This is a genomic window from Microbaculum marinisediminis, from assembly GCF_025397915.1.
GTDB classification, from domain to species: Bacteria; Pseudomonadota; Alphaproteobacteria; order Rhizobiales; family Tepidamorphaceae; genus Microbaculum; species Microbaculum marinisediminis.
The window spans coordinates 423,646-438,990 of sequence record NZ_JALIDZ010000002.1 but is presented as its reverse complement, the minus strand read 5'-3'; the positions used below and the strand labels follow the sequence as shown (position 1 = coordinate 438,990).

Sequence of the window (15,345 nt, the reverse complement as noted above, 5' to 3'; positions counted from 1 at the left end):
TTGTTGGCGCAGCCGCACCGCTCGCCTATAAGTCGGTGAACGAAAACATGGGAGATCTGCCATGACCGCCTGCATCGTCGGCTGGGCCCATTCGCCCTTCGGAAAGCTCGAGGGCGAGACCGTCGAGAACCTCATCGTCACAGTTGCGAACCAAGCGCTTGCACATGCAGGTATTGGTCCGAAGGACGTCGACGAGATCGTGCTGGGCCATTTCAACGGGGGCTTTTCTCCGCAGGACTTCACCGCTTCGCTGGTGTTGCAGTCGAGCGACGACCTGCGCTTCAAGCCGGCGACGCGCGTCGAGAACGCCTGCGCCACCGGTTCGGCCGCCGTTCACCAAGGCATCAAGACGATCCGCGCCGGCGCCGCCAAGGTCGTGCTCGTCGTCGGTGTCGAGCAGATGACGGCGACCCCTGGGCCGGAAATCGGCAATATCCTGCTGAAGGCCTCGTATCTGCCGGAGGACGGCGATACGCCGGCCGGGTTCGCCGGCGTCTTCGGCAAGATCGCCCACAACTACTTCCAGCGCTGGGGCGACCAGTCCGATGCGCTGGCCCGGATCGCCGCGAAGAACCACAAGAACGGTGTCAACAACCCCTACGCCCAGATGCGCAAGGACTTCGGCTACGAGTTCTGCCGCGTCGAAAGCGAGAAGAACCCGCTCGTCGCCGGCCCGCTGAAGCGCACCGACTGCTCGCTGGTTTCCGACGGCGCCGCGGCGATCGTGCTGGCCGATACCGAGACCGCGCTTCGGATGGACCGTGCGGTCGCCTTCCGCGCCGCGCAGCACGTTCAGGACTTCCTGCCGATGTCGAAGCGCGACATCCTCAAGTTCGAAGGCGGAGCCGAGGCCTGGAAGCGGGCGCTGGCGCAGGCCGGCGTCAAGATCGACGATCTCTCCTTCGTTGAGACCCATGACTGCTTCACTATCGCGGAACTGATCGAATACGAGGCGATGGGGCTGGCGCCGGAAGGGCAGGGCGCGAAGATTGCGCTCGAAGGCCAGACCGAAATCGGCGGCCGCCTGCCGGTCAACCCCTCGGGCGGCCTGAAGGCAAAGGGCCACCCGATCGGCGCCACCGGCGTCTCGATGCACGCGCTGACCGCGATGCAGCTTTGCGGCGTTGCGCCGGAGGGCATGCAGATCGAGGGCGCTGAGTTGGGCGGCATCTTCAACATGGGCGGCGCCGCGGTCGCCAACTACGTCTCGATCCTCGAGCGCATCAAGTAGGACTGCCCGGGGGTGTCCGCCTATGCCGGGTCCGCCCCGGCATAGGCCGCCAGCGGATCATGGAAGGACTTTGGCGTCGCGTCATGCCCTGGCGCGATCCGAGGGCTCGCGAGCCCCTGCCTCACCCCACCCGGTTCCGGGCAATCGTCAGCGCGGGATAGGCCTCCGCACCGTCTTCGGCGAGGTCGCCGGTGACGACGGTGTCCCATTCCATGCCGAGGATCGCTGCCTTCGAGACCTGCGAGATCACGTTGTCGGCGACGAGAACGGCCTCGATGCCCTCGACCACCGAGATCTCGAAGCCGACGGCGGCCTTGCGCACGACATTACCGGTCGCCGTGACGTTGCGCAGATAGGGGCCGAAGCCCAGCGCAAAGCCCGAGGCCGCGGCGTTCTCCACCACGTTGCCGGTCAGGCTTGTGTCGGCGGAGACGAAGATGCCGTTGCCGCGGGGCTCCGGAAAATCGCCGATCTCGATATTGCGGATCAGGTTGCCCGAGACGACGGCGAGATGGCCGCCCTGGTCGAGGTTGGTGACGGAAATGCCGTGCGTCGCCGTGTCGACGATATTGTTGGCCACCACCGCCCCGTCGTAGGCGAACTCGACGAAGATCGCCACTTCGCCGAGACGGGTGCAATTGTTCTGGGCGACGATTGTGTTGGAGCCGGAATTGACGCGGATCGCCGAGAAGGTGCAGTCGCGCACATGATTGCCGGTCACGGTGACGTCGCCGCCGCGAAAGACGACGATACCGTTGCCGTAGGGTCCGTCGCCGCCGGACCGGTTGTGGATGCGTTCCACCCGGTTGTTCGCGATCATCGCCCCGTCCGGCTGCTTCGCCGACTGCCAGACCATGATGCCGTTGTCGCCGCAGTCGAAGACATGGTTGCCGGTGATGTCGAGGTCGTGGCCGTCGAGCGAGAACAGGCCGGCGCCGAGCGCGCCGCTGATGGACGTGTTCGCGACGCGGCCGCCGCAGTCGTTCAGATAGAGCCCGTCGGCCCAGCTGTTCTCGATCGTGCAATCGGTGATGGATACGGCCTTGACCCCGCTCAGGTCGACGAGCGCCTGCGCGCCGCCCAGTTCACGCGCCACGCCGTCGAACACGAGCCCGTCGAGGCCAATGGTGTCGCCGCCCTGCGCGGACACAAGCGCGCTGTCGCCGAGCGCCACTAGTCGGCTTGCGCCTGCCACGCCGGTGATGCGCGCGCCGGAGCGCAGCACCAGACCGCGCGCCAGATAGCGTCCCGGCGGCAGGAACAGCGGCGTGCCGGTGATCCGCGTCTCGTTGATCGCCCGCTGCAATGCGGCCGTCTGGTCGGCGCTGCTGTCGGCGACGATGCCGAATCGCGCCGCGTCGAGGCCATAGGCCTGCGCGCATGCCGGCCGCGCGGCGGCGCCCGTCGCGGCGAGGGCCGCGCCGGAAAGAAGGAACCCGCGCCGGGTTATCCGCGTTGTCGCATTCATGGCCCGTCCATCAAGAATCCCGACGCCAAACGAGGCTTCGCCAGCATGGCACGCGCTTCGTTCCGCCCGGTTAACGGCCCGGCACAACGAGAATCCTGGACATTGCCACCTGCCATGTTGCCCACACCGGTCCCACGGCCTATCTATGTGCAGCGGTTGGGGGCAGCCGTGGACAGGCTCCTGAGCTTCACATTCCCCTGAACCGGTTCACCGCACGAGGAGGGACAAAAATGGCTTTCGAACTTCCCGATCTGCCCTACGCTTACGACGCATTGGCGCCGTATATGTCGGCCGAGACGCTGGAATTCCATCACGACAAGCATCATCTGGCTTACGTCAACAACGGTAACAACCTGCTCAAGGGCACCGAGTGGGAAGGCAAGAGCCTGGAGGAGGTCGTAAAGGGCTCCTTCGGCAAGAACCAGGGGCTCTTCAACAACGCTGGCCAGCACTACAACCATCTCCATTTCTGGAACTGGATGAAGCCGAACGGCGGCGGCAGCAAGCTTCCCGAGAAGCTCGCCAGCGCCATCGAGTCCGATCTCGGCGGCTATGACAAGTTCCGCGAGGCGTTCATCAATGCCGGCGTGACCCAGTTCGGGTCGGGCTGGAGCTGGCTCGCCGTGAAGGACGGCAAGCTCGAAGTGATGAAGACGGCCAACGGCGAAAGCCCGCTGGTGCACGGTGCGACGCCGATTCTCGGCTGCGACGTGTGGGAGCATTCCTACTACATCGACTATCGCAACCGGCGCCCGGACTATCTCGCCGCCTGGGTCGATCACCTGATCAATTGGGAATATGTAGAGGAGCTGTTCGAAAAGGCGTCCTGACGCCATATCGAACGCCTTTTCACGGAAAACGGGGCCTCGTGCCCCGTTTTTCATATGCGCGTCATAGTTCGCTGCTGCCCTTGCCATGCGGTCTGCGCCGGACTACGCGGGTGAGACCACGAGCAAGGGAATGGCGTCATGCTGAGCATCCATGTCGCGACGGATCGGGGCCTGCAGCGCGTGCCGGATGCCGGCGCACTGACCGATTTGCCGACCGACGCGGTCTGGATAGACCTCCTGAATCCGACCTCGGAAGAGGAGGCGCTGCTCGAGCGCTGGCTGACGATCGACGTGCCGAGCCGCGAGGAGATGCGCGAGATCGAAATCTCCAGCCGCCTGTTCGAGGAAGACGGCGCGCTTTACATGACCGTCGTCGCGCTTCTGAACGCCGATGGCGAGAACCCCACCCTGACCGACGTCACGTTCATTCTGGTCGGTGGCCGTCTGGTGACCGTGCGGTATGCCGAGCCGCGGCCGATCACGCTTTTCTTGCAGCGCGCCCCGAAGATCGGTCCCGCCTGCCAGTACGCCGATTTCGTGCTTGTTGGGCTGATCGAGGCCTTCATCGACCGCATCGCCGACGTCCTGGAACACGCCGGCCTGGATGCCGACCGCATCGGCGACGATGTCTTCCTGCGCGAATCCTCGAAGCCCATAAAGACCGATGATTTCAAGAAGACGGTCGCGCGCATCGCCCGCACCGGCGACCTGACCTCCAAGGCCCGCGAGAGCCTTGTGACGATTTCGCGCCTTCTCACGTTCATGTCGGCCGGGCCGGGGTCGGTGAAGCTGTCGAAGGACGTCAAGCTGCACCTGAAGACGGCGGTGCGCGATGCCAATCAACTGGCAGATCACGCCACCTATCTGGCAACCAAGACGGAATTCCTGCTCGACGCCACGATGGGGCTCATCAACATCGAGCAGACGAACATCATCAAGATCTTCTCGGTTGCCGCCGTCGCCATGATGCCGCCGACGCTGATCGCCTCGATCTACGGCATGAACTTTCAGTTCATGCCCGAGCTCAATGAGAAGTGGGCCTATCCGATGGTCCTCGTCGTGATGATCGCCTCCGCGCTCGCGCCCTACTTCTATTTCAAGCGCAAGGGCTGGCTGTAGACCCGCCTCCGGCAGGTTCCTCTCGGCGGTAGCGGGGCGGCGGCGCCGGCTTGGTCCGGTCGCCGACGACCCCCGCGGTCTCGCCCGCCCGATCGCACTCCAATACTTCGCCTCGGATAACCGCAAAGGAACCGAGCCTCGCTCCCGGCGCGGTTCGTGGACCTGCCGTTGGTACAGAAAACGCTTGATCAAAAAATACAGGAGTCCTATAAAAAATACATGGCGAACGAATTGACGGAACAGGTCGCCTTCGGGCTGGCGAAAATCGGGGCCGCGCTGAGAACCGCGCAATGGCGCGCGGGCGAGCAGAGCGGTCTTACCCCCACGCAGATCGGCATCCTCACGACCCTGCATCGGCTGGGGGCGGACCGCGTGCAGGCGCTTGCCGGCCAGCTCGGAGTGACGCACGCGACCGCCAGCGATGCGGTCGCGGCACTGCACGGCAAGGGACTCGTCGAGAAGAGCCCGGATCCGCGGGATGGCCGTGCGGTCTTGGTGGGATTGACGGAAAGCGGTCGTCGCGCGGCGCAGGACAGCGGTGCCTATCCGCCGGAGCTGCTGACCGCCGTCGCAAGGTTGCGACCGGACGACCAGGCGGGCCTGCGCCGATCCCTGACCGGAATCATTCGTTCATTGCAGGAATCCGGATTGATCGAACCGCAACGTCTTTGCGTGACGTGCCGGTTCTTTCGCCCCAATGCGCACCCTGGTTCGGACAAGCCGCACCATTGCGCATTCGTGGATGCCGCCTTCGGGGACGCGTCGCTGCGCTTCGATTGCGGCGACCACGAAGAGGCCGACGACGCCGACAAGGCGCGCCAGTGGACGCGCTTTCTGGAGGCGACGTCGGATTGAGGAATGAGCGTCCCGTTCGCTGCAACGACCGGGACGCTCGAAATCGCCACCCCTCTAGGGAAAGAAAGGAAGCGACAAACCATGACACAAAGAACGAAATTCTACCACGCCGGCTGCGCCGTTTGCGTCGATGCCGAGCGCCGGTTTGCCGATGCGCTGGACCCCGACCGGTACGATGTCGAAGTCGTGCATCTGGGCGAAGCACCCGATCGGATCGCCGAAGCCGAGGCGGCCGGCGTGAAGTCCGTTCCCGCCTTCGTCGTGGACGGGCATCCCTACCACATCAACTTCGGCGCCTCGCTCGACGATCTGAAGGGAGGTGCGTGATGACGCCGCGCACCATCGCGCTTGCCGCTTTCGCGGCGTTGGCCTTCGCGGCGACGGCGGTTCAGGCCCATGACGGAACCGGCGGCATCAAGGCCGAAGGTTCGAATACGGCGATGCCGGACTTCGATCTGGTTCACGCCAGGATCACGACCGAAGGCAACGTCGCGGTGTTTCACATGGCCGTCTCCGGCAAGGCCGGTCAATCCAGGCCCGCCGCCACCGGTAAGCTCGCCGGTTCGCAGGTGTTCGCCTATGTCTGGCCAACCAGCATGGACCCCGCGGTCGTCGGTTTCGAGCCGAAGGCGGGCATTCTCTCCATGGTGATCACCGCGCATCCCGACTTCGACGATACGCCGCTCTTTGACGAGAATGGCGACGGCAAGCTGGGCAATGACGGCGACATCTGGCACAGCCATTGGGTGGTCCTCGGTCCCGACGATGCCTGCGGCGCGGGCGCGCTCAAGGTGATCGACATCCCGGAAGGGGCCAAGCCGCGCTTGCCGGTGACGTGGCCGGGCCTGCCCATCTTGATCGACAGTCCCGGCTGGGACCCTGTTCTCGACGCCGAAACGGTCGAGGTCCGTGTGCCGTTCTCCGATATCTCCGTGGTCAATGCCGCGAAATTCGATGGTGTGACCTCGGGGCTGCGCGTGAACGCCAACGTCCACGCGCCGCTCCTGTGCGTGACGGATGTCTTCGATGTCGCGTCGGGGGACCTGAGCCTGCCCGGCAGGGTCAACGAGTAGGAGTCCGCGACGGCAACGCCCGCCATCCGCCACGATGGTCTTTCCGCGAGGTGGCGCCGTGGCTGCCAATCGGCAAGTCCCGGCGCCATCTGGTCCCTTGCAACAACTGGGACGGTCACGGTTAGGATGACGCTGAACGGACGCCGGCGGTGGCGATGCGCCGCCGGCGTTTCCTTAGCGCGCGGGCGGGAGAAACAACGGCACCGATCGGAAATGGTACGGCCAGGGTCATGAAATTTTGAATGGCCCACCTTAGATGTATCGCTAGTATCCGGATCTCGCCCCTCCGCTTTGAATTGTCGTTCACGGGAGCATTGAGTCGAATGTCGATTGATTTCCTGTCGCGTCGAAGCTTCGTGGCCGGGACAACGGCGGGTGCGGCAGCGCTGACGCTCGGTCTGCCCCGTCGCCTTCTAGCCGCGCCGCCCGGCCCGTTGGTGCTCGAAGCCCGGCCCGGCACGGCGCAACTCTTGACGACCGAAGAGCCGGCGACCGCGATCTGGGGCTACCAGGGCGGCGCTCCCGGGCCGTTGATCCGTGCGCGTCAGGGCGACGAAGTGGCGGTGACGCTGACCAATCGGCTCGAGGTGCCGACCACCATTCACTGGCATGGCATCCGGATCGAAAACGCGATGGACGGGGTGGCGCATTTGACCCAGGCGCCGGTGCAGCCTGGCGAGCGTTTCGACTACCGCTTCACCGTCCCCGATGCCGGCACGTTCTGGTACCATCCGCACGTCCACGGGTCCGGCCCGCAGGTCGACCGTGGTCTGTCCGGCCTGTTGATCGTGGACGAGGCGACCCCGCCGGACGTCGATCATGACGTCGTGCTGCAGTTCGACGACTGGCGGATCGGTCAGGACGGGCAGATCGATACGGCGAGCATCGGCAATCTGCACGATGCCGCCCATGCCGGGCGGCTCGGAAATGTCCTGACCGTGAATGGCAAGGATTTCGAGACGGTCGCGGCGAAGGCCGGCGACCGCGTGCGGCTAAGGGTGGTTTCGAGCTGCAATGCCCGCATCCTGCAGCTTGGCTTCGGCGATCTCGATCCCTGGATCGTGGCGCTCGACGGTCAGCCGGTCGCGCCGCACCGGCTCGGCGCCGGTCCGCTGATCCTGGGCCCTGCCCAGCGCGTCGATTTGATCGCGGATGTTGTCGGTGAGCCCGGCGGACGCTTTCCCATCGCCGAAGTCTCCGGCGAGCCATTCGAGGCGACGGCGATCGTGCTCGACGCGGGCGAAGGCAGCGCGCCGCGCGCCGACCCGCCGCCAGCCCTGTCAGCCAATCCCGTCTCCGTGCCTTCGGCGAAGCCGGAGCGCACCGTCGACCTGGTGATGAGCGGTGGCGCCATGGCCTTCCTTCAGGAAGCGCGCTTCGAAGGCGAGGTCCTGGACGGGCGGACGCTTGCCACAGAGCATGGCCTCGTCTGGGCGCTGAACGGTGTCGCCGGAATGCCGGAAAAACCGCTGTTCTCGGCCAGGATCGGCGAACCCGTTGCGGTGCGCATGGTCAACGACACGCTATTTCCGCACTCCATGCACGTACATGGTCACCACTTCGTGATCTACGACGATGCGGGAGCGCCGTTGCCAGGCCTGCGCGACACGGTCACGGTCGACCCGCGCGCCGAGACGACGATCGGCCTGATCGCCGACAATCCCGGCAAATGGATGATACATTGTCACATGCTCGAACATCAGGCCGCAGGAATGGAAACGTGGTTCGAGGTGTTGATCTAGCGGAAGGCGGCCGGCCCCGGTGAGTTTGGCGTGTTCTGGGTTTGACGTATTTCGGGCGCGACCGATGCCGGGGGCGGCCGAAGCGGGCTGGAACTGGAGGTCACCATGGACAAAAACGTTGGGAGTGCCGATAAGGTCGTTCGCATCGTCGTCGGCGTCGCGCTGATCGCTTTCGCGCTGTTCGGCCCCGCCGACATCGCATGGAAATGGGTCGGCTGGATCGGTGTCGTGCCGATTCTCACCGCGGTGATGGGGTGGTGCCCGGCCTATTCCATCCTTGGGCTGCGCACGTGCCCGATGGAGAAGAAGTCGGCCTGACCTGGACCCGACTGAGGGTCGGATGAGTGGGCTTCTCAGCCGTGGGCCCACTCCCAGTAGAGGTCTCTGGCCTTCTGATAGACCGGCCCTGGCTGCAGGTCGCGGCTCTCGATGCGATTGACCGGCAACACCTTTGCGTAGTTGCCGGCGGAGAACAGTTCGTCCGCGTCCAGCAGCTCCGGATAGGTGATGATACGCTCGTGCACGTGATAGCCGGCCGAGCGCAGCAGCGCGATGATACGCTGGCGTGTGATCCCGTTCAGGAACGTCCCGTTCGGATAGGGCGTGTGGACGCTGCCGTCCTTGACCATGAACAGGTTCGCGGTTGCGAGCTCGGCCACATTGCCCATCGCGTCGAGAACCACGGCGTTTTCGAAGCCCTTTTCGCGCACCTCGTTGAGTGCCCGTGAGGAATTGGGATAGAGGCACGCCGCCTTGGCGTTGACCGGAGCCTGTTCCAGGGTCGGCCGGCGGATCTTCGAAAGGCTGACAGAGAAGCCCGCCGGTTCCGGCATCGGCACCTCGTAGATCGATAGGCAGAACCGGGTCGACTCTGGCAGCGCGGGCACGCCCATGTAGCCGCCTTCCTCCGCCCAGTACATCGGTCGGATGTAGAGTTCGGCATCCGCTCCGAATTTGGCGATGCCGTCCTGCGCCAGCTCTACGATCTCGCCGACGTCCATGGTCGGGTCCAGGCCCAGCGCGACCGCCGAGTTGTTGACCCGCGTACAATGGCGTTCGAGATCCGGCGATACGCCTTCGAAGGTCCGGGCGCCGTCGAAGACGCAGGATCCGAGCCAAAGGGCGTGACTGCGCGGTCCGACGATCTGCGGGTTGCCGTCGACCCATTCGCCGTCGAGATACGTCCAAGTCTGGGACCAGTTGGCCATGCAACGCTCCTACGTGTTTTCAGCCTATCGAAAGCTCTTCGCGCGCCACCGTCAATGCGGCATCGTATGTCGGTGCGTGGTTTGAGTTCCCTTGCGAGGATTGGTCCGGAGGGCGGCCGCGGCCGCGGCGGCGTTCGCGGTCGTGCAAAGATTAGTTCTCCGATTGCATTGCCTTTACGGAATAACCGCCGTCTCCCTCGTGTTTCTGTCGATGGCGTGAGGGCGAGGATCACACGGCTGTGAGTTGCGTCCTGACGGTGGTTTTCCGATGGTCGGGCCACACACCGCCCGCAACAGACCCTGGAGGCTTATGTATGAAACGTGTGTTATTTGCCGGTACCGCCATCGCCGTGTTGTCCGTCGGCGCGGTGGCCTGGGCGGCCATGGACCCGATCGCCACCCGACAGGCGGTGATGAAAAACAACGGCGCGGCGATGGGAACGCTGGTCAAGATGGCCAAGGGCGAAGCGCCGTTCGAGGCTAGTGGCGCCAATCTGGCCGCCCGCGTGATCTTCAACAGCACGGTGGGTTTCACGACGCTGTTCCCGGCCGGATCGGAAACCGGCGGCGATACCGAGGCCAGCCCGAAGATATGGGAAGACATGGCCGGTTTCGAGGCCAAGGACGCGGCGATGCAGGAAGCTGCCGCGGCCATCATTGCCACGCCGATCACCGACCTCGATGGTGTCAAGGCGGCCGTCGGCGCGCTCGGCAAGACCTGCCAGGGCTGTCACGAGACCTATCGGATCAAGAAGGATGGCTGAGAACCGGGCTATACTCCCGGCATGACCAGACGAATCATCCTTTCACTTCTGGCGCTCGCCCTCATCGGGGCGGGCGCCTTTTGGCTCCTGACGACCCCGAGCACGCTGTCGGCGGGCGATCTGCCCGGCCACGAGCCGGACGTGGAGCACGGCCGCTACATGTTCTTTGCCGGTGGCTGCGCGTCCTGCCACGCCACGCCGGGCCAGGAAGACCCGCTCGTTCTGGGCGGCGGCCTGGAACTACCGTCGCCTTTCGGCACCTTCCACGTTCCCAACATCTCACCGGATGCGCAGGCCGGCATTGGCGGCTGGTCTACGGTCGATTTCGCCAACGCCATGGTCAACGGCGTGGCACCCAACGGAAGCCACTACTATCCGGCGTTTCCCTATACGTCCTACCAGCGCATGAAACTGGAGGACGTCATCGATCTGAAGGCCTTTCTCGACACCCTGGCGCCGGTCTCGACCGCGACACCGGGCCATGAGCTGCCGTTTCCTTTCAACATCCGCCGGGCCCTCGGCGTCTGGAAGATGCTCAATTTCGACGGCAAGCCGTTCGCGCCGGATCCCGCTGCGTCGGAGGAGATCAACCGCGGCGCCTACCTGGTCACGGGACCGGGGCACTGCGGCGAATGCCACACGCCGCGCGACGCCCTCGGCGGGCTCGAGCGCGACAAGTGGCTGACCGGCGCGCCCTCGCCGGATGGGAAGGGCAAGGTTCCCGACATCACGGCAGCCGGGCTCAAGGACTGGTCTGCGAACGACATCGCCTACGCGCTGGAGACCGGCTTCACGCCGGAATTCGACTCGCTGGGTTCGAGCATGGCCGCGGTCGTCCGCAATATGGCGGAGTTGACCCCCGAAGACCGGGCCGCCATCGCCGCCTACCTGAAGAGCGTGCAGGGACAGTAGGCGTCGTCGCCTCATTCCGCGTTGCCGCTAGTCGGGTCGCCCGGCGAACAAGGGCAGGGCAGGGCCGGCGGCGTCGGCCTCGATCGCCAGCATCTTGCGCTTCACGGCGATCCCGCCATGCGCCGAGAAGCCACCGACCTTGCCGCCCGCCGCGAGCACGCGATGGCAGGGCACGATGATCGGGAACGGATTGGCGCCTTCGGCCTGGCCGACCGATTGCGCCGCGCCCGGTTCGCCGATCCGCTCAGCGATCTCGCCATAGGTCAGCGTCGAGCCCGGCGGGATCCCCCGGGTCACTTCGTAGACGCGCCGGTTGAACGCCGGAATGCCCTCGAGATCGAGTGTGATCGTGGTCAGGTCGCTTGGCTTGCCCGCCATCAGTGCCGCGATACGGTCGATCGCGTCCTGAACGGAGGGCGGCGGCGCGGTTTCGACAACCGCCGGAAACCGCCGCTGCATCCGCGTCCGCGTGGCCTCCATGGAGGCCTCGGACAATTGCACGCCCGAGATTCCGCTCTCGGACCATGCGATGGCACATGGCCCGATTGCGGTTTCGAAAAGGGCAAACCCGATAGCCGTCATTCCCGAAGGATATCAGCGGTCGGCGTGAACGCCGACCCGATTCCGGGCCGGTTCGATCACGCCCCGCCCAGCGCCCCGATCACGCGCGCCCAGGCCCGGGTGCCGTGATGGAAGCTCGACAGGTTGTACTTCTCGTTCGGCGAATGGACCTTGTCGTCGTCGAGACCGAAACCGATCAGGATCGAGTCGACCCCGAGCGTGTTCTTGAAGTCGCCGACGATCGGGATGGAACCGCCGCAGCCCATCATCACCGCCGGCCGGTCGAACTCCGCCTCCAGCGCCGCGGCCGCCCTGGCGACCTGGGGCCCGGACACATCGACCTGGAGGGCCGGGCTCGCGCCGTGGCTAATGAACTCGACCTCGCAGTCCGCCGGCAGGCGTTCCTTGACGAAGGCGCGGAAACTGTCGCGGATCTTGAACGGGTCCTGGTTGCCGACGAGGCGGAACGATACCTTCGCCGAGGCTTTCGAGGCGATCACCGTCTTGGTGCCTCCGCCGGTATAGCCGCCGATGATGCCGTTGACGTCGCAGGTCGGGCGCGACCAGATCTGCTCGAGCACGCTGCGGCCCGTCTCACCGGCCGGCACGGAAAGGCCGACATCGCCCAGGAACGCCTTCTCGTCGAATCCAAGCCCGTCCCACTGCGCCTTCACGTCGGCGGGGAGCTCCTCGACGCCGTCGTAGAAGCCGGGCACCTGGATTTGGCCATCCGCGTCGTGCAGGTCGGCGATGATGCGCGCCAGAACCCGGATCGGATTGCGCGCCGCCCCGCCATACATGCCCGAATGCAGGTCGCGGTTCGCCGCGGTGACGACGATTTCCTCCAGCAGCAGGCCGCGCAGCATGGTGTTGATCGCCGGCGTCTTGGCGTCCCACATGCCGGTATCGCAGACCAGCGCGAAGTCGGTCTTCAACTCGTCCTTGTGGGAATCCAGGAACGGGCCGAGGCTGCGGCTGCCGGATTCCTCTTCGCCCTCGATCAGCACGGTGATCGCGATCGGCAGGCTGCCCGTCGCGTCGACCCAGCCGCGGCAGGCCTCGACGAAGGTCATGAACTGGCCCTTGTCGTCGCAGGCCCCGCGCGCGACGATCTGCTCGCCCTGCGGCGTGTCGACCAGACGCGGCTCGAAGGGCGACGTCTCCCACAATTCGAGCGGATCGGCCGGCTGAACGTCGTAGTGGCCGTAGAACAGGACGTGCGGCACGCCGTTGCCGGGCATGGCGCCGCCATGACCGACCACCATCGGCTGGCCGCCGGTCTCCCGCGCCGATGCCTCGAAGCCGATCTCGCGCAGCTGCTCGACCACCCAGTCGGCCGCCTTGCGGCAGTCCTCGTTATGGGCCGGATCGGTCGAAACGGACGGAATACGGATCAGCGCGAAGAGCCGGTCGAGGCTGGCCGAAAGGTTCGCATCGATTGCCGAAAGCACCTTGTCGGTTGCGGTCATGGAAACTCCTTTGGTGCGTGTGCCGACGTGCAGCGTAGCATCAACCGCTAGTGCAAGCCGCGCGGTGCGGCAAGTATCAGGCGACGAAGACTAGCGCCGCCGCGACCCGAAGATGCCGCGCAGGATCCGGTTGCCGCTCGTGCCGAGCTCCCGGCCGAGCGCGGAGGCGAGGGAACGGCCGAACGACTTCACGATCTGCAGGCCGGCGTCCTCGACATCCTTTCTGGGAACGCCCCAGATCGTCTCATCGCTCTTGCGGGCCTTGCCGCGCGCGGGTTCGGGTTCCGCCTGAGCCGCCCGGCGGGCGCGCTCGGCGAGGATCTCGTAGGCCGATTCCCGGTCGCGCGCGGTGTCGTAGATGCCGGATACCGGGCTCGACAGGATCGCGGCCGCGCGCTCGCGCTCGTCGAGGGGGCCGAGGCGGGAGGCCGGCGGGCGGATCAGCGTACGCTGCACCACCGACGGCACGCCCTTTTCCTCCAGTGTCGAGACCAGTGCCTCGCCGACGCCGAGCTCGGTGATCACCCGGGCGGTATCGAAATCGGGATTGGGCCGGAACGTATCGGCAGCCGTCTTCACGGCCTTCTGCTCGCGCGGCGTATAGGCTCGCAGCGCGTGCTGCACGCGGTTGCCGAGCTGGGCAAGCACCTTGTCGGGTACGTCCAGCGGATTCTGGGTGACGAAATAGACCCCCACGCCCTTGGAGCGGATCAGCCGGACGACCTGCTCGACCTTGTCGATCAGCGCGTCGGGCGCATCGTCGAACAGGAGATGGGCCTCGTCGAAGAAGAACACGAGCTTCGGCTTGTCGGGATCGCCGACCTCGGGAAGCTCCTCGAACAGCTCCGACAATAGCCACAGCAGGAAGGTGGCGTAGAGGCGCGGGGACGAGATCAGCTTGTCGGCGGCCAGCACGTTGACGATGCCGCGGCCGTCCCGGTCAGTACGCATCAGGTCGGCGATCTCGAGCGCCGGCTCTCCAAAGAAGTACTCGGCGCCCTGGTTCTCGAGAACCAGAAGCCGGCGCTGGATAGCGCCGATCGTCTGTTTGGTGACGTTGCCGTAGGAGGTGGTGATCTCGCTGCCGACGCTTGCGAGATACTCGAGCAGGGAGCGCAGGTCCTTCAGGTCGAGGATCGCCAGTCCCTCGTCGTCGGCGAGGCGGAAGGCGATGTTGAGCGCCCCCTCCTGCGCTTCGGACAGTTCCAGGAGACGCGAAAGCAGCAGCGGTCCCATCTCCGTGACCGTGGTGCGAACCGGATGGCCCTGGTCGCCGAACAAGTCCCAGAAGATGGTAGGGGTGGCCTGGAACCGATAGTCGGTGAGACCGATGGTCTCGGCGCGTTTCAGCAGGAAGTCCTTCGGCTCCCCGGCGGCCGCGATTCCCGACAGGTCGCCCTTCACGTCGGCGCAGAACACCGGAACGCCCGCGTTGGAGAAGCCTTCGGCGAGGATCTGCAGCGTCACCGTCTTGCCGGTGCCGGTCGCGCCCGTCACCAGCCCGTGCCGATTGGCATAGCGCAGGTGGACGTATTCCGGTTTGACGCTCGTGCCGACGTAGATCTTGCCGTCGCTATCAGACATCTCGGGTAGCCTCCTCGAACCGTCGCGCGCCGGCGATCGCGGCAGTCGCGGTCCGGTTATAAAAACCGGCCAACCGGGGCGCAATGCGCGGCTTGTATCGTTTTCTGGTGGCGGGCAGAATGCCCGCGACTCGCGAACGGACATGTACAGGAGGCCGATATGGATGAGCTCATTGACCAGCTCGTGGACCAGGTTGGGGTTACCAGGGAACAGGCAGATAGCGCGCTGAAGATCATACTCGGTTTCCTCAAGCAGTCCGGCCCCGCCGACAAGGTTTCCGAATTGATGGAGAAGCTGCCTGGCGCGGAGGCGATCGAAACGCCCGAAGGTGGTCTGGGCGGCATGATGGGCGCCATGGCCGCGTTCAGTTCCTTGCAGTCCGCCGGCCTCGGCATGGGCGAAATCCAAGGTGTGACTCGACAATTAGTTGCCTTTGCGAAACAACATGCAGGTGACGAACTGGTGGATGAGGTTGTCGGCTCGATTCCCGGTCTGAGCCAGTTCGCCTGAGGGGGGAAGTCGGGCTCTA

16 protein-coding genes are annotated in these 15,345 nt (G+C 65.4%); 11 read left to right on the top strand and 5 right to left on the bottom strand.

All coding sequences use genetic code 11. The annotated features are described in order from the left end of the window. The first annotated feature begins 61 nt into the window (after positions 1-61). Positions 62-1,231 (top strand): acetyl-CoA acetyltransferase, encoded by a 1,170-nt coding sequence (locus MUB46_RS05390; protein WP_261614852.1) that lies wholly within the window; start codon positions 62-64, stop codon positions 1,229-1,231. A 121-nt stretch (positions 1,232-1,352) separates the two neighbouring features. On the opposite strand, the gene MUB46_RS05385 is transcribed toward MUB46_RS05390, so the two are convergent. After that, positions 1,353-2,699: a TIGR03808 family TAT-translocated repetitive protein gene (locus MUB46_RS05385; RefSeq protein WP_261614851.1), complete on the bottom strand. Its 1,347-nt coding sequence runs from the start codon at positions 2,697-2,699 to the stop codon at positions 1,353-1,355. Positions 2,700-2,929: 230 nt separating this feature from the next. Here MUB46_RS05385 and MUB46_RS05380 point away from each other — a divergent pair, with 230 nt between their 5' ends. The 7 genes from MUB46_RS05380 (at position 2,930) to MUB46_RS05350 (ending at position 8,636) form a co-directional block, all read left to right on the top strand. Next, positions 2,930-3,529 carry a superoxide dismutase gene (locus tag MUB46_RS05380; RefSeq protein WP_261614850.1) on the top strand — a complete coding sequence of 200 codons (600 nt, stop codon included), beginning with the start codon at positions 2,930-2,932 and terminating at the stop codon, positions 3,527-3,529. A gap of 138 nt (positions 3,530-3,667) precedes the next feature. Then, positions 3,668-4,648, top strand: a complete 981-nt coding sequence (locus tag MUB46_RS05375; RefSeq protein ID WP_261614849.1) for a magnesium transporter CorA family protein — start codon at positions 3,668-3,670, stop codon at positions 4,646-4,648. Positions 4,649-4,804: 156 nt separating this feature from the next. Next, on the top strand, positions 4,805-5,503 hold the full coding sequence (locus MUB46_RS05370) for a MarR family winged helix-turn-helix transcriptional regulator (RefSeq protein WP_261614848.1): 699 nt from the start codon (positions 4,805-4,807) through the stop codon (positions 5,501-5,503). 81 nt (positions 5,504-5,584) lie between these two features. Continuing rightward, positions 5,585-5,830: a thioredoxin family protein gene (locus MUB46_RS05365; RefSeq protein WP_261614847.1), complete on the top strand. Its 246-nt coding sequence runs from the start codon at positions 5,585-5,587 to the stop codon at positions 5,828-5,830. Further along, entirely contained in the window at positions 5,830-6,576 is a 747-nt protein-coding gene (locus tag MUB46_RS05360) for a hypothetical protein (RefSeq protein WP_261614846.1), read from the top strand. The genes MUB46_RS05365 and MUB46_RS05360 overlap by 1 nt, the downstream gene beginning before the upstream one ends. Before the next feature lie 323 nt (positions 6,577-6,899). Continuing rightward, positions 6,900-8,318: a multicopper oxidase family protein gene (locus MUB46_RS05355; RefSeq protein WP_261614845.1), complete on the top strand. Its 1,419-nt coding sequence runs from the start codon at positions 6,900-6,902 to the stop codon at positions 8,316-8,318. A gap of 105 nt (positions 8,319-8,423) precedes the next feature. Further along, positions 8,424-8,636 (top strand): YgaP family membrane protein, encoded by a 213-nt coding sequence (locus MUB46_RS05350; RefSeq protein WP_261614844.1) that lies wholly within the window; start codon positions 8,424-8,426, stop codon positions 8,634-8,636. Between the two features lie 35 nt (positions 8,637-8,671). Here the strand turns inward: MUB46_RS05350 and MUB46_RS05345 are convergent, their stop codons facing one another. Then, a complete protein-coding gene (locus MUB46_RS05345) occupies positions 8,672-9,526 on the bottom strand; it encodes a branched-chain amino acid aminotransferase (RefSeq protein WP_261614843.1) in 855 nt (284 codons plus the stop codon). Positions 9,527-9,840: 314 nt separating this feature from the next. Here MUB46_RS05345 and MUB46_RS05340 point away from each other — a divergent pair, with 314 nt between their 5' ends. Together MUB46_RS05340 and MUB46_RS05335 are read left to right on the top strand one after the other, a co-directional pair. After that, positions 9,841-10,290 carry a c-type cytochrome gene (locus MUB46_RS05340; RefSeq protein WP_261614842.1) on the top strand — a complete coding sequence of 150 codons (450 nt, stop codon included), beginning with the start codon at positions 9,841-9,843 and terminating at the stop codon, positions 10,288-10,290. Between the two features lie 21 nt (positions 10,291-10,311). Beyond that, entirely contained in the window at positions 10,312-11,202 is an 891-nt protein-coding gene (locus tag MUB46_RS05335) for a c-type cytochrome (RefSeq protein WP_261614841.1), read from the top strand. A gap of 27 nt (positions 11,203-11,229) precedes the next feature. Here the strand turns inward: MUB46_RS05335 and MUB46_RS05330 are convergent, their stop codons facing one another. The 3 genes from MUB46_RS05330 to MUB46_RS05320 form a co-directional block, all read right to left on the bottom strand. Continuing rightward, complete coding sequence (locus tag MUB46_RS05330; protein WP_315902705.1) at positions 11,230-11,682, bottom strand: methylated-DNA--[protein]-cysteine S-methyltransferase; 453 nt, start codon at positions 11,680-11,682, stop codon at positions 11,230-11,232. 158 nt (positions 11,683-11,840) lie between these two features. Continuing rightward, positions 11,841-13,232: a M20/M25/M40 family metallo-hydrolase gene (locus MUB46_RS05325; protein WP_261614839.1), complete on the bottom strand. Its 1,392-nt coding sequence runs from the start codon at positions 13,230-13,232 to the stop codon at positions 11,841-11,843. Between the two features lie 90 nt (positions 13,233-13,322). Next, positions 13,323-14,816: a DUF853 domain-containing protein gene (locus MUB46_RS05320; RefSeq protein WP_261614838.1), complete on the bottom strand. Its 1,494-nt coding sequence runs from the start codon at positions 14,814-14,816 to the stop codon at positions 13,323-13,325. Positions 14,817-14,975: 159 nt separating this feature from the next. Between MUB46_RS05320 and MUB46_RS05315 the strand changes: the two genes are divergently transcribed. Next, a complete protein-coding gene (locus MUB46_RS05315; RefSeq protein WP_261614837.1) occupies positions 14,976-15,326 on the top strand; it encodes a DUF2780 domain-containing protein in 351 nt (116 codons plus the stop codon). Positions 15,327-15,345: the final 19 nt, after the last annotated feature.

Excerpts from the sequence above, each read along its gene's own strand:
- MUB46_RS05390 (WP_261614852.1), top strand. The coding sequence starts at position 62 with ATGACCGCCTGCATCGTCGGCTGGGCCCATTCGCCCTTCGGAAAGCTC.
- MUB46_RS05385 (WP_261614851.1), bottom strand. The coding sequence starts at position 2,699 with ATGAATGCGACAACGCGGATAACCCGGCGCGGGTTCCTTCTTTCCGGC.
- MUB46_RS05380 (WP_261614850.1), top strand. The coding sequence starts at position 2,930 with ATGGCTTTCGAACTTCCCGATCTGCCCTACGCTTACGACGCATTGGCG.
- MUB46_RS05375 (WP_261614849.1), top strand. The coding sequence starts at position 3,668 with ATGCTGAGCATCCATGTCGCGACGGATCGGGGCCTGCAGCGCGTGCCG.
- MUB46_RS05365 (WP_261614847.1), top strand. The coding sequence starts at position 5,585 with ATGACACAAAGAACGAAATTCTACCACGCCGGCTGCGCCGTTTGCGTC.
- MUB46_RS05360 (WP_261614846.1), top strand. The coding sequence starts at position 5,830 with ATGACGCCGCGCACCATCGCGCTTGCCGCTTTCGCGGCGTTGGCCTTC.
- MUB46_RS05355 (WP_261614845.1), top strand. The coding sequence starts at position 6,900 with ATGTCGATTGATTTCCTGTCGCGTCGAAGCTTCGTGGCCGGGACAACG.
- MUB46_RS05350 (WP_261614844.1), top strand. The coding sequence starts at position 8,424 with ATGGACAAAAACGTTGGGAGTGCCGATAAGGTCGTTCGCATCGTCGTC.
- MUB46_RS05345 (WP_261614843.1), bottom strand. The coding sequence starts at position 9,526 with ATGGCCAACTGGTCCCAGACTTGGACGTATCTCGACGGCGAATGGGTC.
- MUB46_RS05340 (WP_261614842.1), top strand. The coding sequence starts at position 9,841 with ATGAAACGTGTGTTATTTGCCGGTACCGCCATCGCCGTGTTGTCCGTC.
- MUB46_RS05335 (WP_261614841.1), top strand. The coding sequence starts at position 10,312 with ATGACCAGACGAATCATCCTTTCACTTCTGGCGCTCGCCCTCATCGGG.
- MUB46_RS05330 (WP_315902705.1), bottom strand. The coding sequence starts at position 11,682 with ATGGAGGCCACGCGGACGCGGATGCAGCGGCGGTTTCCGGCGGTTGTC.
- MUB46_RS05325 (WP_261614839.1), bottom strand. The coding sequence starts at position 13,232 with ATGACCGCAACCGACAAGGTGCTTTCGGCAATCGATGCGAACCTTTCG.
- MUB46_RS05320 (WP_261614838.1), bottom strand. The coding sequence starts at position 14,816 with ATGTCTGATAGCGACGGCAAGATCTACGTCGGCACGAGCGTCAAACCG.
- MUB46_RS05315 (WP_261614837.1), top strand. The coding sequence starts at position 14,976 with ATGGATGAGCTCATTGACCAGCTCGTGGACCAGGTTGGGGTTACCAGG.